We start from the raw sequence: 21,039 nt of genomic DNA on the forward strand, positions 1-21,039 counted from the left end.
GCATATCATTCATTGCGCAAATGGTCCGGCCCCATGCGGCTCGCCGGCCGCGCTTCATCGTGGTGTGATTGCGTCGAGCGTGAAGCGGTGGGGCGCGAAGCCAGACGGCAAGCCAAACCTTCCCGCTCCGCCCCAGCGGTCTAGCCAGCCAGCGCCATCTCAGCCAATTCGAGCCATTTGCTTGCCATCTCGCGCAGCATCCGGCGCGACTGCTCATCGGTCGTCGTCGCGGCCAACTGCAGGCAGTGGTTGGCAAAATCCACATATCTGTCGCTAAGAGCCACTTGCTGCATGACCGATCCGTGAAGGTTTGTTCGTCGAGAGTTAAACGGGCCAGGATGGACCATCGCAGAGTTTATCTTGCTCCCGTCATTAAATAGATATTACTCCTGTAAAATTTTAAAATTCAACCGGGCAAAGCACGATCGGAGAAAAAGAAGATTTTATTTGGCACCGAGCTGATCGACATTTACTGAACACAGTACGCCACTAGTGCGGTGTGCCACGAGATGCTCAAATTCAGCACCCAGTTCTCGATTTCTCCAAGCAAACAGAGCGCCAAAATGCTGCAGCGGCCGGAAAGAATCCCGTTTGTTGTCAGAGCCAAAGAGAAGTTTTTCACGGGAGGATTCCTTGGATTGATGCTGTTGGTAATGGCGGTGTGGATGTACTTTCTGGGCTCCATTTTTTTGAATTTGGTAGTCTGGCTTTTTTCCTGACTGTCGGCAGGATGCGGCGCTCGGTGGGTTCGATGGTCTTGCCTTCGATGGCATCGCGAGCGCCAGGCATGTCAGATATCCGCTATCAGTGACGGCTGGTGCCGCAGGATCGGCTTCACGCCGATCGGAATGATGGGAGAGTGAATGGCGGGGATTTTTTTGGCCAAGCCGTGGGACGGTGAGGTCGCGTCCTTTGTTCGCTCGGACGGTGAATTCCTGATCGTCAGCGTCGAATGCCGCGAACGAAAAAAGTTCACGGGACCTATGGCGTCAGCTCGCCGAGCAGCATGATCGCGTCCTTTGTCGCGAGCATGGGCATGAACCGGCAGACCCTGGCCGGCGCAGATCCCGGCAATGAACCGGCGGATGCCTGGAGTGGGTGGCATCGATGTTGCCAGATCGTGCGGGCAGGACTTCAAGTCAACGATATTTGAGAGGAGGTTAGCGCGGTTCCCACGCGAGCCGCCGCCGCATTAAATAATTATTAACCTGGCTTGGGTGATTTTGGGCTTTATGCTGCCGTGGCGGCGCAACGGGACGGGCATTAAATGATGTTTCAGCTGCTCTCACGGACTCGCGCGCAAAAATACGCCGGCGGTCGATCCGGCGACCGCGATTTCAGGGTGCGGTCGGCCGGACGCGACGTCGACACCGATCGGTCGCGGGTGAGTTCCGTTCTGGACGCCCTGGACGTGGCGATTCGCGAGGCGGAACAGGAGCAATCGGGTCTTAGCCGGCGTGTGGAAGACGTCCTGGCCCGTGCCGCGGTGACCTTCGGAAATGGAACCGACGAATACCTTGAGCGCGATGCACTCGACAGCCACCACCAGACCTTGTTCAGCAACGAAATCTCCAACGGACAGCACCGTCTCCAGGAGCTTGCTGTAACGATAGCCCACTTCAAGTTTTTGAAGGCCGCGTTGCTTAGCCGGTTTCCGGACTTCAAACCGCCCGCGTCCGCCGCGTAAGCGTTGCGCGGCCGCCGCGCCGTTCCGGGGGATCACATTCGGCCGGGTCAGCACCAGGAGCCCCTAACCTTGGATCCGCTGCAGGCCTTAGTCTGCCAGCACGGCGAAAAGCTGGCTGCGAAGAAGGCCTTCGCCGCCGGGTTCGGAGGCTCGGAATGGCCTGTCAGGCAAGGCGCGGCCTAGGCGCTGACAGGATCAAGGCGTTCACAGGATAGAGAAAGTCTGAAGCGTCTCGATCACGACGCAAGCGATCATACCCCATAGGGCAAAGTTGATTTCGATCCCAACTCGCATAGGACATCCTCCCGTTTTTTTGCCGCCCGATAGCCGTTGCTTCGCGCGTGATTGCCCTAGCCGTAATTCAAGTACGGCCAGCTTCCCAGCCTAAGTTCTGAGCAATCCTCAGTTCTCTAAACGGGGGATGCCGTCGCGGCTGGTATGGAGCCGAACTGATCGCGGCCCATCGCTGCGGCCCGTTGTCTCCCATCTTCGTGGCGCGTACGCGCTGGCGGTACGGTTACCGCCGGCGTTTCAGTGCTTGGCCAGTCAGCGCGCCGGAACGATGCGCTTGGAATCATGGACCCCCCGACCTCCGATAGCTGGCAAGAGGAGAATGAGAGACCAACGAGCGGGGAAATCGCTTTCCAGCAGCCGTCAGGCGGCGCAGTCGAGGCGACCGGAGAAAAACCAAAGAAGGCCGCGCGAAGCGCTATCGGACGCCCGCAATGGTCAGATGGCCAGCAGGCGGGAACCTTGAATTGAAAGCAGCGTCAGATTCCCGGTGGCGTACGCCCCGGTATCTATGTTGGCGCGGTTTGCCAAAATCTCTGCGCTGCGAACCGGTGTATGGCCATGAACAATATATTTGCTGAACCGTTTCTTGTGCTGGAGAAAATCCTCTCGAATCCAAAGCAGGTCTTCCTCCCGTTGGTCAGCCAGCCGTATGCCCGGTCGAACACCCGCATGAACAAAAAAGAAGTCGCCGCAGGAGAAGTTGAGACGCAGGCGTCCCAAAAAGTCGCGATGGCGTTCCGGCATCGCCTCGAATAACTCTCTCATTAATGTATGCTGCTCGTCGCCGTCTGGATTGACCGACGGAGAAAGTCCGTAAGACATCAATGTTTCCAGCCCACCGACCTGAAACCAATCTCCCATGCGGCCGGGATCGCGAAAGACCTCATCGAGAAAGGCTTCGTGATTGCCTTTCAGGAATACCGCGTTGCCACGCTGGGCCCGCTCAATCAGGAGATCGAGTGTTGCGCGCGAATCCGGACCGCGGTCGATGTAATCGCCCATGAAGACTTCGATCGCGTGACGCGGCCTGCTGTGGGCAACGTCGGCGTCGATGACCCGGAGCATTTGATCGAGTAGATGCGCGCAGCCGTGAATATCGCTGATGGCGTATATCCGGACCCCGTCCGGCAACCTTGGCTTCGCCATCGGCTTCGCAAGGCGTAGGGCTGACAACATCAGGATAATATACTCACAAAGGCGTCCGGGGCTCTAGGCCGCGCGAATCCTCACCTTGGCATTAACCGCCTGGGATGAACATATATCATCGTGGTGCCGGTTTGGCAGGACGCGGAGGGGGTTATTGTCTGAAGGGTGACGTAACCGCCGAACGTCGTTGCCTCACCGACGCGCTCCGGATCGAGCCGCGGGGCAGGCCGGCGGACATGCGTCCCGCGGTGGATTTGCAGTCGGTCCCTCGGCGAGGGTCAAGACTTCCGGGCGACGACGACCCGGGCGGCATGGGGCACCTTCGGCACGGTCCTGGCGGGACGTGGAGCCCTTACGATCGACATGAACAGCGCGGAGCATACGTAGCCAAATTGCAGAAGTGCTGCGAAAACCACCACCGCTGTAATTGCCTGCAGCAGGGTCTGGCCCTGCGCCATCGACATCGCCGCTAGCGAAATCGCCCCAACGAAAACAATGGGCACCAGAACCAGAAACCGAAACCGAATTCCAAGAACCAACCCAATCAACGTACTGCAAATGGCCAGTGTGGTCACACCACCTACTCCATACAACGACGCTGTTTCTTACCGCTGGCCGGCCTAAAATTGGCTTAATTTAGCCATTGAAATTGCTCGAAATTCGGTTCCGAAGCCGCCTGCCGGGATGCTCACCGGTGAGCGCCGAGCGCGGTAATTTTCCGGGCCGAGCTTAAACCGATCAAGACACGCGCATTTAATTTCCGGCCTGCCGCCCCTTTCAGCCCTCTCGTTTCGCGAGAGTGTTGCGTTTGCAGGACAATTTCGGATTTTCGACCGAAAGCCACGAAATCGAGCAGGCTTTTCAAGGCAAGGTTAGGTTTTGACCCGCTTCCATGGTTAATTTAAAACCTTCGCTGTCGGGGAATTAAATACCGGAAAGAAAGTGCTCAGCTCATGCGCGTTGTTGTTGTGGGAACGGGATACGTTGGATTGGTTTCAGGTGCCTGTTTCGCCGACTTTGGACACCACGTCACCTGCGTGGACAAGGACGAGGCCAAGATCGCATCGTTACAGCGCGGCGAAATCCCGATATTCGAACCAGACCTTGATCGAGTTGTTCAAACCAACGCGCGCGAGGGCCGACTTGTTTTCACGACCGATCTTGCTGGGCCGGTAGGCGAGGCAGACGTTGTCTTTATCGCCGTTGGCACGCCGTCGCGGCGCGGCGATGGTCACGCGGATCTCAGCTATGTCTATGCGGCATCTCGGGAAATTGCGAAATCCGTCCAGGGCTTTACCGTGATCGTCACGAAATCGACCGTCCCGGTGGGCACAGGCGATGAGGTGGAGCGAATCATAGCGCAGATAAATCCCTCGGCCGACGTCGCAGTCGCATCGAACCCGGAGTTTCTGCGCGAAGGCGCGGCCGTGCGTGACTTCAAGCATCCGGACCGCATTGTCGTGGGCACCGAGAATCCGCGCGCGCGCAAGGTGATCGGCGAGATCTACCGACCGCTTTATCTGAATCAGGCGCCGATCATGTACACCGGACGCCGTACCGCCGAACTCATCAAGTATGCGGCCAATGCATTCCTGGCCACCAAGATCACGTTTATCAACGAAATTGCCGATCTGGCGGAAAAGGTCGGCGCGGACGTTCAGGAGATCGCCCGCGGCATAGGTTTGGACAATCGGATCGGATCGAAATTCCTGCATGCCGGCCCCGGCTTTGGGGGCTCGTGCTTTCCCAAGGACACCCGCGCGCTGATCAAGACCGCGCAGGACTACGAAGTCCCGCTGAGGATTCTGGAAGCGGTGAACTCGGTCAATGATACGCGCAAACGCGCGATGGCACGCAAGGTCGCCGCGCCGTTCGGCGGTAATCTTCGCGGAAAAACCGTTGCTGTTCTCGGCTTGACCTTCAAGCCCAATACCGACGACATGCGCGAGGCCCCGTCGATCCCGTTGATTACGGCGCTCCGCGACATGGGCGCGACGGTTCGGGCCTTTGATCCGGTGGGCATGGAGCAGGCCAGGCTCGAGATGCCTGACATTGAATATCATGAGAATGCTTACAGCTGTGCCGAGGGCGCCGACGCATTGGTCATTGTGACCGAGTGGGAGCAATTTCGCGCCCTCGACCTCGACCGGCTCAAGCAGGATATGGCGGCGCCCGTGGTGATCGATCTTCGAAACATATACAGCCCTGACGACCTCACCAGTAAGGGATTCCTGTACCAGAGTGTCGGGCGCCAGGCGAAAGCAGCGGGCTGATCTTGAGCCCGGTGCAAACGTCAATCTGAACCTCTCTCGTGGAGAAATCGGTGCCCCAACGCCCTGCGATTCTTGTGACCGGAGGTGCCGGCTATATCGGCGCGCATTGCTGCAAGGCTTTATCGGAGGCCGGCTATGTTCCGGTATGCTTCGATAATCTATCGACCGGTCACCGCAACTTCGTGAAGTGGGGCCCTTTTGTCGAGGGCGACGTCAGTGACACGCCACGAGTAGCCGAAGCGATAGCTTCGCACGGCGTCGCCGCCGTGATGCATTTTGCGGCATTCAGCCAGGTGGGCGAGTCCGTCATGGCGCCCCAGAAGTATTATCTGAACAATGTGTGCGGAACGGTGTCGCTATTGAAAGCGATGCTGGCGCAGAACTGTCGCCGCCTGGTGTTTTCGAGTACCGGAGCAGTCTACGGCAATGCGAGCCGCGATCCGATCGGTGAGGGCGCCGCCGGCGTTGCCGTGAACCCTTACGGCGCCTCGAAATGGATGATCGAGCAAATCCTGGCGGATTATCATTCTGCCTATGGAATGAATTCATTTTGCCTGCGCTATTTCAACGCCTGTGGCGCGGACCTGTCGGGATCAATCGGTGAACTTCGCGATCCGGAAACCCATCTCATTCCTCGCGCCATGATGGCCCTGCAAGGTCACGTCAGCGACTTTGCGATCTTTGGGGATGATTATGAGACCCCGGATGGCACTGCGATACGCGACTACATTCACGTGGTGGATCTGGCCGCAGCGCATGTGCGTGCTCTTGATGCCCTGCTGAACGGCGCTCCGGGCGGTCGCTATAATCTTGGCACGGGTTCTGGATTCTCGGTGCGCCAGGTGCTGGCGGCCATCGAGCGCGAGACAGGCCTTACCGTTCCGCTGGTGACGAAGCCGCGTCGGCCTGGGGACCCGCCCATTCTGGTCGCCGATCCATCGGCAGCTCGGGTTGATCTCGATTTTCTTCCAGCGTGCTCGGATCTGACGACGGTCGTGAGGTCTTCCTGGGCCTGGCATCAACTGGCTCACCCCCGCATTGAAGCCGAAATGCGAGTTCGCTAGGCGGATTTATCAGGGCCGATATGCGCAATGCGAAGGTCCCTGCGCCACATTTATCAGGATTATGACACGGCGGGAAAATTGCCTTGTTTTTAATTATTTACTGCGCAGGGCGTGCGCATACTGAATATTTAAATGGCATTATATGATCATTTAATTGCCGCATTGATGCAATGCAAAATTGGTTTGATTTTTTTTGGTGCGGTGCCACACTCTCGCTTCGATTGGTTAGCACTCTCTCAAGGCGTTGTTGGAAATCTGCGACGCAAGTCTTCCTACATCGCTCGCGGCCCTCCGATAATTAAATAAGCGCGTCGGTGAGTTGCAGTGATGTCGGCGGTTGCAGTGGTGAAGTGACGAGGGCCCGAGATGTCTGCAACAACATATGGTTCCGAAGACGTCGCTGCGACGATTGCAAGCCGTGGCGCGTCGTTGCAGCGGCCGTTCCAGATCTTTCTCATCAGCGGCGACTTTCTCCTGATCCTGCTGAGTTATCTCGTGGCGGGTGTCGTATATCGCCAGTTCATGGGAACGACGGCCGACCAGGAAGTTCCGATCGGCGCGGGCCTGATCGTCGGTGTTGCGTTCGTCGCAATCGCCTTTTTCCAGCGCGTCTACGACAGCCATCGCCTGTTCAACGGAATGTGGCAGGCGCGGAAGGTTGTTTTCGTCTGGATGATGTCGCTGGCGATTCTGGCTCTTATCGCTTTTCTTCTCAAATCGACGACGAGTCTTTCGCGCGGCACGACCATTGTGTTCGCGATTGCCGGGATTCTCAGCTTGGGAGCGCACCGGGCGGCCTGGCGCATCGGCCTGGCGTCGTCCCTGGCAAAGGGTCACTTGATCGACCGCAGGGTCGTACTGCTCAGCCTGAAGCCGCTCGATTTCACTTCGAATCGCTTCAAGGATTTGCGAAAGAACGGCTTTGATGTCGTGCGTCACTTCGTCTTGAACGCGACGCAGGATGACGCGGCACTCGATGCCGAAATCCTGAATATCATTCGCCAGTCTCGCACGACGAACGCCGAGGAGTTTCTTCTGGCAATCGACTGGAACGAACTGCCGATGCTCCAGAAACTCAGTCAGCGCCTGCGTCAGGTTCCGCAGCCGATCCGGCTGCTGCCGGATTTTCCGATCGCAGATCTGGTTTCGCGGCCGTTCATGCCGGTCAGCGGGACGATGGCGATCGAAATCCAGCGGCCGCCGCTTTCGATATTCGAACGCGCGCAGAAGCGGTGTCTGGATATCGGCCTTGCCTCGATTGCCCTGCTGATGCTGGCACCTCTATTGATCATCTCGGCGATCCTGATCAAGCTCGATTCGGAGGGCAGCATCATTTTCCGGCAATCCCGTCGGGGCTTCAACGGAAGGCCATTCGAGATCTGGAAGTTTCGCAGCATGAGCGTGGCGGAGAACGGCCATACCGTCACGCAAGCGACGAAGCAGGATAGCCGGGTGACCCGGGTTGGCCGCTTCCTGCGGAAAACCAGCATCGATGAATTGCCGCAGCTCTGGAACGTGCTGCGCGGGGAAATGTCATTGGTCGGTCCGAGGCCGCATGCGCTAGCCCATGACAACTATTACGACCAGGTGATCAGCAACTATGTGTATCGCCATCATATGAAGCCGGGCTTGACGGGTTGGGCGCAGGTCAACGGCTTCCGCGGCGAGACGCCGACCATCGACCTGATGGAAAAGCGCGTCGAGTATGACGTCTGGTACGTCAGTAACTGGAGTATCTGGCTGGATATACGGATTATTATCCGCACGGCGATGGTGATGATGTATCAGGATGCCTATTGAGGCAGGACGTGGCTTGAGGCAGGACGTGGCTTGAGGCAGGATGTGGCGGGTCTCGGTGGCTGACGTGACTTTGCTTTCGGGCGGCCATGATCTAAGATTTTCCGATGCGGTCGGCATCATTCAGTATCCTGATAGCGACGCTTGTTTTTGGCGGAGTTGCTTCGCCGTGCGCAATGGCGCAGGCCGAGCTAATGGCGCAGGTCGAGCCAGAGTCGGACCAGCCCAGCGAGCCCAGAGTGTCTCGCGAGCAATGGCTTGCGGATATAGAGGCCGCCCGCCGCCGCGTCGAAGAACGAAGGCGTGAAGGGCGGAGTTTTGCTCCGCCCGTGCATTCCGACGCGGAAGCGGCTCACGAAACATTCCAAAGAATTCTCGAGGATGACAGTTTGCGCGCTGGCGACATCGTCGCCACAAGCCGCGGCCTCCTGATGTTCAAGGGCCAGTCGTCGAATGAGCGAAGCCTGAACGATTTTGCGCCCGTCGCATGGGGTGCCGCCAAGCCAAAGCCGTAGCCGGCGACGTCGTTTCACGGTGGTCGCCGGACATCGACGATTGGAGCCGGACCGGTTGGATAGCAACGGTGGCGGATCCGCATTCCGCCTTCGGACACAAAATGAAGAAACACCCGCCGTTCGGCTTCCGCAGCGGCACAGGTTCGGTCCAGCAACTTCGTCTGGGCGCCGACGGGAGCCCCTTGGTAAAGGGTTGCTGCGCTAGGGAACAGCCGGGCTCGAAAAATGTCTTCGAAATCCTGTACGGCTGCTTCCTGGAGGCCTGGTGGCAGGGCGTCGAAGCTGCGGAGCGCCAATGGCGCTCGAATGAGCTGTAGCCAGGCCTCGTGAGGCGCCAGGCGATAGGACTGGCCCAGAAGCGTCACCGCGCGCGGTCCGAAACCTTCCTGGCGAATATTGGACCAGTACATCCCAAGCCAGCCGAGGGATTCGGTAGGTGCGCACGCAATCAGCGCCTTGCTCAGGGAACTGACGCGGGCAGTGTCGGTGTCCGCCTGCCGCAAATTGGCGCTGCGTGCCGTTTCGCTGGCTACCCCGATCTGCAAAAGCAGCAACTCGCGCAGCGTCTTCGAACTGCATTGCCGCTCAGCGGCTGCGAGGTTCGCGGCAATCATTTCCCGCAGGAGGGCCGGATCGTACCTCTCGCCGCGCGCGAGGCGGCTGGCGACAAGTGGAACAGCGGGGTCGCCAATATCGGGAAATACCCGGATCGCCCAGACCAGCGCGCCGGCTGCGAGAACGATGTTGGCGCCCAGCATGAGCCGGCGATAGTGGCGACGGATTGGCCGATGCGGCGGCGCCGCCTCAGGCGCCTTCGACATAGTAGCTGTTGTAGTGTGAGCCCTTATAGGCCTCGATGCGCTTGAGCATCTTCGGGTTTGCACGGTTTAGAACCGCCCCGAGAAGCTTCTTCTGGATGGCTTCCGAACTGGCCAGCGATTCCTGCAACGCGCTGCGCGTCGTCCGGCCCCATTCGATGACATAGACCATCGCATCGAGGAGGTGGCTGGCTGCCTTTGCGTCGGTCACAGGCATCACCGGCGCAAGATCGATGATGATGTAGTCGTAATTGTCGCGCACCATGGCCAGCATATCCGCCATCGCCTTGGAAGCCATCACGTCAGCCGAATTGACCATGCGCGCGACGACGAAGGACGGAAGGAAGTCCAGGCCGGTTTCCTTGCTGCGCTTGATGTGCTGACCGAGCGACTGGGGGTCCCTGAGCGCTTCAAGCAAGCCGGTCTTGGCGTTTGGTGCCAGTTCGCGCGTCAGCGAGCGTGTGTGCAGATCGCCATCGATCAGCAGGGTACGGTGGCCGGTCAAGGCGATCAGGTGGCCAAAATTGGCGGCGATCGTGGTCTTCCCCTCCTTCGGCAATGAAGAGACGATGCCGATCACCCTGACGTCGCGGGTCAGCCGGGCGACGTCGATGGAAACCTTGATGTTTCGCAGGGTCTCGGCGTAGCGCGAAAATGGATGGTCAACGACATAGTGGGTGAGGGAATCGTCCTTGTCCTTCGCGGCCGAACCATCGATCGGCAGCAGCGAGCGGGCCTTTTTCGCAACCGGCTTTTGCGAACGTAAGTCGGGCAGCACGCCGAGACATTTCACGCCGAGTTCGTCCTCGACATCGCCGGGAGACCGCAGAACGTCGCTCAAAAGCTCCTTCGAGAAGGCTGCACCAAATCCGAAGCAGAGTCCGCCGACCAGGCCGCCGACCAGCGCCAGCAGGGTTTTGGGTGAACTCTTCTTGTCGGGCTTGACCGCCGTGCTGATGATGCGCGCTTCGCTGATCGGGAAGCTCTGATTCTGCGTCGCGTGCTGAAGCTTCTCAAGGAAGTTGTTGTACAGGTTGCGATAGGTATCGGCGGCACTTTCGAGATCCCGCAGCCTTACCTGCGCCTGACCGGTGTTGCCGGCCTGGGTGACCAGTCCTTTCATGTTTTCCTCAAGAGAGGCTTCGCGGCTCTTGGCGATGGCGTAATCGCTTCGGTAGGCGTCGGCGATACGGCGGACCTCGTCCGCGATGGCCTTGCGCAGCTCTTCCATGCGGTTGTTGAGATTGATCGATGCCTGGTGGGTCTTGCCGTAGCGTGCCGACCAATCGGCATACTGGCCCGCCAGGTCGAGAAACTGGGCGCGAAGCCGGGTGATGACCGAATTGTTGAGTGCGTCGGTGACGGTCGGTTGAGCCAGGTCCTTGTCCGAAATCGCCTCGATCCTGTCGAGGCGGGCCCTGGCTTCAGCGGTGGCGGCACGGGCCTGAATGAGCTGGGTATTGACGTCGGACAGCTGCTGCTCGGTCATCAAGCCGCGGCTGGTGCCGACGATGTTGTTCTCGGTCTTGAAGGTCTGCACGGCGCGGTCGCTAGCGGTCGCCTGTTCGCGCAGTTCGGCGCTGCGCTGTTGCAGCCATTCGCCGGCCCGTTTGGTCGACTGGTATTTCGCCTCGAGCGCGCCAACGATGTACGCGTCAGCGATCGCATTTGCGATCTGCGCGGCCTTTTCCGCATTCTTGGAACGGAAATTGAGCGACAGCACATAGGTCGTGAGCACACGCTCGACCTTGAGATTTCTCTGTACTGCCTCGACGGCCGCGCGCTCGATCCGCTCCTTCGAAGGCGGACCATCGGAGCCGAACAGGGTAAGCGCCTTTCCGATGATGATCGCCAGCATTCCGGGATCGGAGCCGTTGAACTCACGATCCTCCGTCAAACGCAGCCGCCGCACGATTGACTGGATCAGGTCCTCGGAGCCGATAATCTCGACCTGGCTGTCGACAAATCCGGTATCGATGAGGTTGCTGTTGATTGCGGTTTCCTTGTCCAGAACCTGTGTCTGGCGCGTATCCATCAGGATACGGGCGTTCGCCGTATACATTGGCGTAGACACCAGCAGATAGATGACGACAAGCGCTATCGAAGCGGCGACGATCGAGGCGATCAGGGGCCACTGCCGGCGCACGATATCCACCGCACGCTCGACGCTCAGCGTCGTTGTGCCGATCTCAATGCCGTACTTCTTGAGCGCCTGGAACTGGTCTCTTGGCTGATACATCTGCAAAGCTCAATTGTATCGAGATTGGCTGAGCGGAAGCGGTATCTTGGCAAACGGATCGGCAATCTCGGTGTTCCATTCACCCGTCAACAGACCGGAACTGGCATTGCCTGGCTTTCCATTCTGAGTCGGCGCCGCCGCGCCCTGTTCAGCCTCGGCCGAATAGCCGATCAAGACCGCGCGATCTCCCAGTTTTCGCACGAAATCATTTATCTTCCGCGACGCTTCGGGCTTCGTCGGGAGACAGCGAAATTCCGCTCTGTAAAGACCTGCACCGATGGCCACGCGATCCCTGTCCGATGAATCATTCACCAGCTTCGCGACGGAAGGCAGCAATGACGGATCGGTGACCAGATAACCCGTAAGCCGGCCCGCCAGTTTTTCCTTGTCGTTGCGCAGCTGTTGCAACAGCGATCCGGGGGCGGCGACAAAGGCCTGCACGGCGAGCGGGGGGACGCGCTCCGCCAGCGCGACGCATTGCGCGTGGCACGGTGCCGCGATCACCAGGAGCAACGCTGCGCCTACCAGCCGTCTGAGCCCAGACAAGAGGGTCTGTCGTCGAGTCAAGGACTTACCGTTCATTCGTGTACCGTTGGCTGTGGTGTGAAAAATACGGTTTAATCACAGGGTCAGGCGTTAAATCGCCGGTTCAGGCGTTTAATCACATGTTCAGGCATTTAATCACCTGTTCAAGGCAATGTTGACAAAGAACTGTGTCATCTTTTTGTGCAGTGCAAAAGTATACCGCCGGGGCTTTCGGGGGAGCTGCAAATTCCGGACCAGCCAGATTGGTGCGCCTGTTGGCGGTGGCGGCCAGCCTTGGTCCGCAGGCGCGCCTGAGCGGCCGCCAATGCCTGCGAGCGATGGAAATTCAGAGAATATAATCAGGTGCAGCGCGCCGTTCACCGGACGGTGAGGCGGGCCGCGCCCCGCCAGTGGCATAGAGCCATCGATGGCGGGTGCAGTCTGGCGGCAGGGCCTACGCGAGAATGGATCAATAAATATTAATGTTCATTACTGGAACTGCGGCCGAACGGATGCGAGCCGGGTTGCTCGCAGGCGCTGGCCGTGGCTGCCGACAGCAACCCAAAAACGCGGATTGGCGCTGGACTGCATCGATATCCAGGTATAGCCGAGGGAATTCCACGGACGGACGTTGCGCGCCAGATTGTCAAGAACGACATCGCCGTCGGGGAGCCGCACGACCAGTACAAGGTGCCCCCGACCGCCGTCCGTCAAGACGACCGCAAGGCGCAGCGCGCTCTGGGGCCAGCCCCTCGCAATCAATTGGTGCCGCTTGGTGACTGCGTAATCATTGCAGTCGCCCGCGGCCGGGGAGACCTTCCAGTGCGCGGCCATCGGATCGGTGGACTTGCGCAGTGGCGATATCGCTTCGTTAACCGAGGTGTTGACCTCCCGCAGCATTTCCATCGCACGATCGGCGGGCGGCAGCGCCTGTGCGCCAGCTTCCGCATCGCATTCAATGCGGTAGTTCATGCAAAACTTCACGAACTGGAGCGGCGCGAGCGTGTTGTCGAATTCCTCGATGAACGCAGCTCGGTTCGTCCGCGACACGTCGGTCGAGGCGTCGGCGTCGGCCTTGGCCGCGCTGCCCGCAAACGCGATGGCGGTCGCCAGCATTGGTGCAAATAGCAATTTCATGTCGTCCCCCGTCATTCTTTTTCTTGACGCAGGTACGGTGTCTCACAGAGTTATTGGGTTTGGGTTCCGCGGATAGATAAAATTGAACCAAACCGCAGACAGCGTTATCTCCGTGGAGGATACTGGTTAATCCGCGATCAATCCAGGGCATTCCACGGGTTTAATTCGTCGGACTGACCGGCGTCAGAACGGAGGGTGTCCCGGCCGCCGCGGTCGTCAAGAGCGTCGTCGAATTGGTGCTTGCGCCGCCGCCGCCGCCGAAAGTGATGCTGTTATTGCTCGACACGGCTCCCGGCGACGTCGTTGACGTGGTTCCCCGCCCACCGCCGGCGGTGGTGTCGCCATTCGGATCTGCTCCGGTGATCGCCTCGGTCGGAATATCCCCCGTTATGCTCACGAAGGCTTGAATCAACGGCGGATTCTCAGCCTTCAGGACAACTTCCTGGATCTGCTGGGCGAAGGCCGGTTGCGTCAGCACGCATACCGAGGCGGCAGTGCCGAGACCAGCGCCTATCGCACGGCTTTGATCGGCGGAACTTGCCCTGGAAAGCGATGCGATGCCTTCAAGCGTCTCGGGCCGGATGATCAGCATGTCGCGGATTTCAGAAGCAAGGCCACCCTGACCATCCTTGAATTGGCCAAGGAGCGCTTCGGGGTTCTCCAGAAAGGCTGTCGCGCGTTCTGCCGACACGAGCGAAGAGTTCGGAACGCATCCGCCGCTGGCCGGTGCCGCGGCAGCCGGGGCCGCGCAGGCGGCCACAAGCGTTACAAGACAAAAAATCATCAAACGCATTTGCTTTGCCCAATCGCGATTAAAAATGAAGAATAGTCGATTTAAATTAAATCATAATTCAGTCACCACAACTCCGCCACCGTTTTTTCGCAATGATGACGGAAAGCTCTGCGCCAGCCCGGCGCCAGCGATTGCGGCGAAGAAAACGCCGTAACCAGCTATCTGCAGCGAAAAGTCCATGCTGCTGTGAAGCAACCCCAGCGCGGCGACGCTGGCGCCGATAATCGGTATGTAGCGATCGCGCCGCCGCCGCAGGCTGCCTCGGAACAAGTGGTAAACGTACCAAAGGACGATCGCGACGATCGGGATGGCGGCCGGTAAGCCAATTTCGACCGCGAGTTGCAGCGGCGTGCTGTGGGCGCGGTCCCAAATGCCGAGACTGCCTAACCCGGCGGGCCGGTAGGCTGCGAACGCCGCCTCAAAATTGCCCAGCCCAACGCCGAACATCGGATGGTCGCGGATGATCGCGATCGAGGCGCGGTAGGCCGTCAGCCGCTGATCGTCGATCAGGCCATAGGTGAGGATCCGCCCTGCCACCGCGCCGCCGATCATCTGAAGGAGCAGAATGGAAGCGACCGCGGCTCCCGCCAGCAGCGCCCACCTCCGAAAGGCGCCAAGCTCGAGCGGCCACAGGTAGAGTGTGCCGGCCAGCAGAAATGCTGCAATCGACAGTAGCAGCCCTGCGCGCGATCCCGTCATCGCAGTCGCCAGCGTGCAGACGGTAAATCCAAAGGCGAGAGCCGCTGGTGTGGCGAGATAGTGCCAGAGCAAAGCGAGCGGCCGATCTGACGGCGGACCGGCGCGCTGGTCTACGCGATGCAGCGAGCGCAACAGAGGGACCAGGAAGAGCAGGGCGCAACTGCCCCAGAATGTCGCGGCTGTGTTGCGATTGACGAATGTGCCGGTAGCGAAGCCGAGATAGGCCTCCTTCTGCCTGAATAACAGCGTACTCGGGTCGGCAAGCTGCGCCAGGATGCCATACGAAGCGTAAAGAAAGCCCGCCCATGCCAATGTCCGCAGAAGTCGTTGAGCCGCTGCCGCTTCCGCTGCCAGAAGCACGGCGCGGGCGAACGCAAGCGACATCAGCAGGGGGGAGCCAAATGCGAGCCACGGACCGGCCGCAGTCATTGAAATGCGAGCGGGGACATCGGCGCCGAGAAGATCATGCGGAAGTTTCCAGACCGGATTCGTTCGTCCCACCAGCGGATCGGGCCATGTCTGGAGCGCGACGGTGGCGCCGACGAGCGCCATCGCCACGAACAAAGGCAGCAACAGCCGAAAATCCTCGCGGCCGATGGCTTCCAGATCCGTCGTCACCAGACTGAGCGCGAGCAGGACGATCCAGATCCAGATCCAGACGAAGTCCGCCGATCCGAGCGGAAATGGCGCCAGCACGAAGACAGCCATCGCGACAAGACCGGACACTCCGCCCAGAAATTTCCTGATTGATCCCTTACGCGACGCCAGGTGCCGGATCCCATTCCTGAACTGACTGGAACTTGGACGCGGCACGACGGCGGCTTGCCGGGCCCGTCCCAAAGTTTCCTGAAGTTATCGGTCTGGTTCCCAAAGCGCCAGCGATGCGAGTGAATTGTTTCACGACCGTCTAAAAGCCGCCTTCGGGTGCATTTATTTTCAGACATGCCGAACGATCAAAATGCGCTGCTTTTCGAGGCCGCATTTATTTTTGGTCTGCAAGGTCGGACGATTAAACGTGCAGGACGATTAAAAATGCGGCCGCTTCTTGGCGAGGCTATTTATTTGCGGACCTGCCATGCGGAGCGGGGTTTTCTCGTCAGGATTTTAATGTTCCGGTTGAACGGGCAACGGAAGACAGGCACTATGCTGCATCGCAACAATTTGGGCGCAATTCAATCGTGACGGGCCATCGCTCAAAAGAACACTATGTCCCGCTCGACAGCGTCCGCGGAATAGCCGCGCTGAGTGTCGTGGTCCACCATTTTGTCATTTCGGAACCGCTTGGCGCGATCCTGCCCCACAAGGCATGGATCGACTTTGCGTTCTTCCATAACGCCTGGCTGTTCGTCGATCTGTTCTTCGTTCTGAGCGGCATCGTGATTTCGATGAGCTACGTGCAGGGCGGCTTCGGTACTTTCGAATTTCGGGAGTACATCGTGCGCCGGCTCGCTCGCATCTATCCGCTCCACATCGTCACGCTGCTCGCGTTCCTGTCGTTTCGAATGATGAAGCTCGGCCTTGTCGGCATAGGTCTGCTGCACTTCGTGCCGTCCGAGATGGCGGTCAACAACGGCTATTCGTTTTTCCTGAATGTGCTGCTGCTGCAAGCGCTCGGATTTATCGACTATTTGAGCTGGAACGGGCCGAGCTGGAGCATCAGCGCCGAATTCTATACCTACCTCGTGTTTGGCGGCGTCGTGGTCCTGGCCCAAAAGCTCCGGGACGTTCGCATTATCTTCATGATGTCGCTGGCTCTCTTGTTGGCCAGTGCGGCATTTATCCTGCTGGTGCTTCGCCATTATAGCCTCGACTTTCACACCTACGGCTTCGCGCGCTGCATACTGAGTTTTTTCCTCGGGGTGCTCACGCTCAAAGCGGTGGCGTTGGTGCCAGTTGCCGTGCGCCCATCCGTACAGGCGATGTGGCAGATCGGGGCGGCGATGGCGGCCATCGCCATTGTCTGCGTGGTGGGAATGCAGCCGATGCTGAGCTATCTCGCGCCGGTCATATTTGCCGTCCTGCTCGGGTCGCTGATGGCGTTCCCCGGACGTAGCCTGCCCAGCCTGCTATCGGTCAAGCCGCTGGTTTGGCTCGGCAAGCGATCCTATTCGATTTACATGGTGCACGCGCTCGTTCTCGTCCTGATCGAGTATTTCTCGCGCGGCGCCGGCCTGCGGACCTTTCAGATGGTTGATCAGTTCGGTCCGGGATTGGCTGCATCGCTGTTGCTGTCGGGTTACGTCGTGGCCGTGCTGGCGCTGTCGAACCTGACCTATGCGAATATCGAGATGCCCGGTTCGAAAGCCATCGTCGGGCTTTTGGCCCGCAGGCCTCGCGTTGTCGCGGCGGCCGAAGGAGGGGGGCAATGACGAACCGGTCGGCATCGTCGTCCCTCGCGGCTCCGGACTTCAGACCGCCGGAGCCGTTGCCTCTGAATCCATTGCCGGAGATCGGCATCTGGAACGTCGAGGCGCTTGCGCTGCTTATGTATTTCTATCGCGACGCCTTCGCCGGCGCGCTGCGCTACTATCTGAGTATCGTCAAGCTGGATGCCCTCTGGTTTCTGCCGGATCTCTTTGCGGTGATGTGCATTCTGGCGTTTACCCAGCGCTACATCATCACGGGCAGAAGCCTGATCGCGATCCTCACGCTGCTATACATCGCGTTCGCTTTATATGTCGGGTTTGTCTTTCTGGGCTACTTCGCCGGCATGGCGTCGTCGTTCAAGATGATCGCGCCCGTGTTCGTGGGGTTCTGCTTTTGCAGGCGTGATTTCAGCCAGTACAAGCAGCTACTTGCCCTGATTCACCCGATCTTCTTCATTACCATTATCGGCATCTTCCTTTCGTCGCGCGTGCAGTTTCCGTGGGTTGGTTTTGCATACGAAACGTTGGGAGCCACGCGGCAGGCCACCAGACTTTGGTGGACGGCGTCCGAAGCGCGACTGGCCGGGTTTGCTGCCGACAGCACCATGGCCGCGTTCTTCGTATTCATTACGTTCGTGTTTACGTCGGCTCGCAAGGGTATGCTGTGGATCTGCATCTGGGCACCGGTCGGCCTCTACGCCATCAAGCTCACGACCAGCAAAACCACGCTGGGCGTGATGATAATGTACCTGGTGTGCCTTGTTATCATTCGAATGCTCCCGGAGCGCGAGAGATTTCCCATGCTGCGCCGGATGGCGGCGCTGTCTTTCGTATCGATCCTGGTTCCCGTCGTGTTGATCGTCTTCTTCTCCGGCGACGGTCTCACCAGTATTTCGCGGGGATTCTTCAGCCTTCAGGATCGCGTCAACAATAGTTGGCAGCTCCCCTTTGTGTACATGCAAGACCTGATGCCCATGGGATTCGTGACTGGCTGCGGCCTCGGTTGTTTCAACTATCCGCAGCAGTTGTTCTCCAACAAGCTCAGCTACTACGTGCCGGTCGACAATTTTTATATCGGCACGTACCTGATGTTTGGTCCGATCTTCGTCATATTCATGATTTTCGCGATCGCCGCAGTCATGAAGACCAAGGATATCTACAAGCTGTCCGCCACGATCGCGATGAACCTGTTTACCATCACGGTGCTGGCCTACGGCCCGGCCAGCGGCTTGATCATGATTGGTGCCTCGTTTAGCCAGATGTTCGCTAAGCGAAGCGCGCAGGATCGGGATACTCTGATTGCTCCACCGATTGCGCCCGGCATCGATGGTCTGGCATCGCGGCCGGCATGATGAAGATCCCGTGGCACTCACCGGCACCCATCGTGCCCTTCTCGCGCGCGCCGGCGCCAGGTTCCGCCATGCTTCCTTCTCAGCGCGGGAGGAAGCCACGGTGAACGCTCCAAAGCAGGATTTCCTCCCGGCCGTCCAGGGACTGCGCGGCATTGCCGCGCTAAGTGTCCTGTTCGTGCATCTCTACGACATGCCGCTCCTGGCCGGCTTCATGGCGCCGATCTGGCCGTGGCTGGGATCGACCATCAATATGGGCGGACATGGTGTCGAACTGTTTTTCATGATCAGCGGCTTCCTGATACCGGCCAGCCTGGTGCGTCACCGCAGCGTTGCCAAGTTCTTCTATGATCGCTGTCTTCGCATCCTTCCCGTCTTCGTCATCCTCCATCTGACGCTATTCACCATTGGCCCGATCGTCGGTTACAAATTCTTCAAGGGGATTGATGTTGGAACCTACGCCCAGCTGTTCTTCGTCAACCTTGCATTTTTGCCCGATGCCCTGGGGCTTCCGATCGGCCAGCAGAACGCCTGGACGCTGAGCTATGAGTGGGCGTTTTACATTCTGTTCGCTGCGGTTTTCGTCGCGGTGGCGAGGCAGAAAAGCTGGATGCTGGCCCTGCCGCTGATCGGGCTAGCCCTTGCAGGGATATGGTACCGGCCGATTGCCGCGTATTTCCTGGTTGGATTGTTGTTCAGCGCCGTGGACCTGCCGATCCGGCTGCGGGGGTGGACCGGACTGCTGGCCGGCGCGGTATGCGGCATGGCGATGTATCTATCGCTTGAGTACCTGCACCCGTTTGTCGGCCTGGTGCCCGGCCTGCTATTGTTCGGAATGGTGCTCGCGCAAACCTCTGGAGTCGCGGCGGCGTTGAGTGCGCCATCGCTGCAATATCTCGGCAAGATCAGCTACAGCCTTTATCTGGTCCATCCCTTCGCCCTGTTTCCATTGCAGATGATCGGAGCAAATCTTGCCGGACGTGGCGTGGATCCTTGGCTGCTTTCCGCGGCCTTTGCGCTTCTCGGTTTCGTCCTGTCACTTATCGCTGGGGGGATAAGTTACGAACTATTCGAGGTGCGTCTTCGGCGCTTCCTGGACGCGGCGTTTCGACGCCGGCTGTTTCGGGCGCCTGATGGAGCGGGGCATCTGGCATGACCGAGCTGGCTTCAAGACGTAGTCTGGACACATTGCAGTTGGGACGCGCCTTCGCGGCGCTTGCCGTTGTGTGTCACCACACCACCAGGACGCTGGCCCAACCCAAATATCTCGGCGAGAACGTATTCCCGATCTTCAACGCCGGAGATTCCGGCGTGATGTATTTCTTTGTCTTGAGCGGCTTCGTCATATTCCTGGCGCACGCAAATGACTTTGGCGATCGCGACAATGCCTTCCGTTTCGTATGGCGTCGCGTCCAGCGAATATATCCGGCGCTTTGGGTCGCCTTGATATGTGTCGTGCCTCTCGTGCTTTTGATGAAGGCTGAACTGAGCTTTTACGAGCTATTCTCGTCCTTCCTGCTGTTGCCGATAGAGCACGAGCCCATTATCGACGTGGTCTGGACCCTGCGCCACGAGATGATCTTTTACGCCATCTTCGCGGTCGCGATTTGGAACCCCAGGATCGGCTGGATCGCGGGAGGGCTGTGGCTGGCGTTGTCTTTCGTTCAACCCGTATTTTTTCCAGCCTATCCGCTCTCGTTTGTGTTTCATCCCGCTCACATCCTCTTTGGCCTGGGGATTCTGGCGTACTGGCTGTTCAATCGCCGGGACGTCGTGTTCCCGAGGGTCAGCCTGACGCTTGGGATCGTCCTTTTCGGAGGTACATGGATAGCCGTCGCCTACGGCGTTGTCTTGAAGAATGCGATCTCGACCTGGAGCTACGGCGTTGGCGCCATGCTGATGATTTTGGGCGGGGTTGTGCTCGAGACCAGGACAACTCTGCGAATACCACGCCTGTTCATATTCCTCGGCGAGGCGTCCTATTCGATCTACCTCGTTCATTTTCCGGCGCTTTCGGGTTTCGCCAAGGTCGTAACCAAGTTGAAGGCGCTGGGTGTTCCTGACGAACTGATGTTCATGATGGTTGCACTCGGGGGCGTCGCGGTAGGTGTGGTATTCTACCTGTTGGTCGAGAAGCCCTTGCTGACGTTTTTCAGAACGATCGGACGTGTACCCAAGAGGGTCGAGGCATGATGTCGGCTGCCGGACTTCGTCCCCCGACGATCAGGGCCTCGCTCACGAAACGTGGACCGGATGTTTCGCCTGTGCTGGCGCGCGTCGGTGTCCAGTGCACGCGCGGTTCGGAGATGTTGGAACGAACGAGAGCTGGCGCAGCTG

General features: G+C 59.0%; 20 protein-coding genes. 11 read left to right on the forward strand and 9 right to left on the reverse strand.

Features of this window, described 5'->3' with window-relative positions; all coding sequences use genetic code 11:
* Positions 1-140: 140 nt before the first annotated feature.
* Complete coding sequence (locus tag ACSQ84_RS16570; protein ID WP_436212751.1) at positions 141-293, reverse strand: hypothetical protein; 153 nt, start codon at positions 291-293, stop codon at positions 141-143.
* Between the two features lie 216 nt (positions 294-509).
* On the opposite strand from ACSQ84_RS16570, the gene ACSQ84_RS16575 reads away from it, so the two are divergent.
* A complete protein-coding gene (locus ACSQ84_RS16575; RefSeq protein WP_436212752.1) occupies positions 510-719 on the forward strand; it encodes a hypothetical protein in 210 nt (69 codons plus the stop codon).
* Between the two features lie 551 nt (positions 720-1,270).
* The gene (locus ACSQ84_RS16580) at positions 1,271-1,687 is read left to right on the forward strand and encodes a hypothetical protein (RefSeq protein ID WP_436213098.1); all 417 of its coding nucleotides are present in this window, start codon (positions 1,271-1,273) and stop codon (positions 1,685-1,687) included.
* 729 nt (positions 1,688-2,416) lie between these two features.
* Here the strand turns inward: ACSQ84_RS16580 and ACSQ84_RS16585 are convergent.
* A complete protein-coding gene (locus tag ACSQ84_RS16585) occupies positions 2,417-3,127 on the reverse strand; it encodes a metallophosphoesterase family protein (protein ID WP_436212753.1) in 711 nt (236 codons plus the stop codon).
* Between the two features lie 278 nt (positions 3,128-3,405).
* Positions 3,406-3,702, reverse strand: a complete 297-nt coding sequence (locus tag ACSQ84_RS16590; RefSeq protein WP_436212754.1) for a hypothetical protein — start codon at positions 3,700-3,702, stop codon at positions 3,406-3,408.
* Between the two features lie 378 nt (positions 3,703-4,080).
* Here ACSQ84_RS16590 and ACSQ84_RS16595 point away from each other — a divergent pair, with 378 nt between their 5' ends.
* From ACSQ84_RS16595 to ACSQ84_RS16610, 4 genes are all read left to right on the forward strand, one after another.
* Complete coding sequence (locus tag ACSQ84_RS16595) at positions 4,081-5,400, forward strand: UDP-glucose dehydrogenase family protein (RefSeq protein WP_436212755.1); 1,320 nt, start codon at positions 4,081-4,083, stop codon at positions 5,398-5,400.
* Positions 5,401-5,450: 50 nt separating this feature from the next.
* Positions 5,451-6,464, forward strand: coding sequence for a UDP-glucose 4-epimerase GalE (galE, locus tag ACSQ84_RS16600; protein WP_436213099.1), 1,014 nt, complete (start codon positions 5,451-5,453; stop codon positions 6,462-6,464).
* A 366-nt stretch (positions 6,465-6,830) separates the two neighbouring features.
* Positions 6,831-8,264, forward strand: a complete 1,434-nt coding sequence (locus ACSQ84_RS16605; protein ID WP_436212756.1) for an undecaprenyl-phosphate glucose phosphotransferase — start codon at positions 6,831-6,833, stop codon at positions 8,262-8,264.
* Between the two features lie 104 nt (positions 8,265-8,368).
* A complete protein-coding gene (locus ACSQ84_RS16610) occupies positions 8,369-8,776 on the forward strand; it encodes a hypothetical protein (protein WP_436212757.1) in 408 nt (135 codons plus the stop codon).
* Between the two features lie 14 nt (positions 8,777-8,790).
* Here the strand turns inward: ACSQ84_RS16610 and ACSQ84_RS16615 are convergent, their stop codons facing one another.
* The 6 genes from ACSQ84_RS16615 to ACSQ84_RS16640 form a co-directional block, all read right to left on the reverse strand.
* On the reverse strand, positions 8,791-9,597 hold the full coding sequence (locus ACSQ84_RS16615; protein ID WP_436212758.1) for a hypothetical protein: 807 nt from the start codon (positions 9,595-9,597) through the stop codon (positions 8,791-8,793).
* Entirely contained in the window at positions 9,581-11,833 is a 2,253-nt protein-coding gene (locus tag ACSQ84_RS16620; protein WP_436212759.1) for an AAA family ATPase, read from the reverse strand. The genes ACSQ84_RS16615 and ACSQ84_RS16620 overlap by 17 nt, the downstream gene beginning before the upstream one ends.
* Before the next feature lie 9 nt (positions 11,834-11,842).
* Entirely contained in the window at positions 11,843-12,337 is a 495-nt protein-coding gene (locus ACSQ84_RS16625) for a hypothetical protein (RefSeq protein ID WP_436213100.1), read from the reverse strand.
* Between the two features lie 510 nt (positions 12,338-12,847).
* Positions 12,848-13,510, reverse strand: a complete 663-nt coding sequence (locus ACSQ84_RS16630) for a transglutaminase-like cysteine peptidase (protein ID WP_436212760.1) — start codon at positions 13,508-13,510, stop codon at positions 12,848-12,850.
* A 145-nt stretch (positions 13,511-13,655) separates the two neighbouring features.
* A complete protein-coding gene (locus ACSQ84_RS16635) occupies positions 13,656-14,288 on the reverse strand; it encodes a hypothetical protein (protein ID WP_436212761.1) in 633 nt (210 codons plus the stop codon).
* Between the two features lie 51 nt (positions 14,289-14,339).
* The gene (locus ACSQ84_RS16640; RefSeq protein ID WP_436212762.1) at positions 14,340-15,713 is read right to left on the reverse strand and encodes an O-antigen ligase family protein; all 1,374 of its coding nucleotides are present in this window, start codon (positions 15,711-15,713) and stop codon (positions 14,340-14,342) included.
* A gap of 216 nt (positions 15,714-15,929) precedes the next feature.
* On the opposite strand from ACSQ84_RS16640, the gene ACSQ84_RS16645 reads away from it, so the two are divergent.
* The 5 genes from ACSQ84_RS16645 to ACSQ84_RS16665 all read left to right on the forward strand — a co-directional run bounded on the left by ACSQ84_RS16645 (position 15,930) and on the right by ACSQ84_RS16665 (position 20,895).
* Complete coding sequence (locus ACSQ84_RS16645) at positions 15,930-16,169, forward strand: hypothetical protein (RefSeq protein WP_436212763.1); 240 nt, start codon at positions 15,930-15,932, stop codon at positions 16,167-16,169.
* Positions 16,166-17,356, forward strand: a complete 1,191-nt coding sequence (locus ACSQ84_RS16650) for an acyltransferase family protein (protein ID WP_436212764.1) — start codon at positions 16,166-16,168, stop codon at positions 17,354-17,356. The genes ACSQ84_RS16645 and ACSQ84_RS16650 overlap by 4 nt, the downstream gene beginning before the upstream one ends.
* The gene (locus ACSQ84_RS16655) at positions 17,353-18,705 is read left to right on the forward strand and encodes a hypothetical protein (protein WP_436212765.1); all 1,353 of its coding nucleotides are present in this window, start codon (positions 17,353-17,355) and stop codon (positions 18,703-18,705) included. Before ACSQ84_RS16650 ends, ACSQ84_RS16655 begins: the two co-directional genes overlap by 4 nt.
* Before the next feature lie 100 nt (positions 18,706-18,805).
* A complete protein-coding gene (locus tag ACSQ84_RS16660; protein ID WP_436212766.1) occupies positions 18,806-19,858 on the forward strand; it encodes an acyltransferase family protein in 1,053 nt (350 codons plus the stop codon).
* Positions 19,855-20,895 carry an acyltransferase family protein gene (locus tag ACSQ84_RS16665; protein ID WP_436212767.1) on the forward strand — a complete coding sequence of 347 codons (1,041 nt, stop codon included), beginning with the start codon at positions 19,855-19,857 and terminating at the stop codon, positions 20,893-20,895. Before ACSQ84_RS16660 ends, ACSQ84_RS16665 begins: the two co-directional genes overlap by 4 nt.
* The last annotated feature ends 144 nt before the right edge of the window (positions 20,896-21,039 follow it).

It is taken from the genome of Bradyrhizobium sp. LjRoot220 (genome assembly GCF_964252915.1).
In the GTDB taxonomy this organism is placed as follows: Bacteria; Pseudomonadota; Alphaproteobacteria; order Rhizobiales; family Xanthobacteraceae; genus Bradyrhizobium.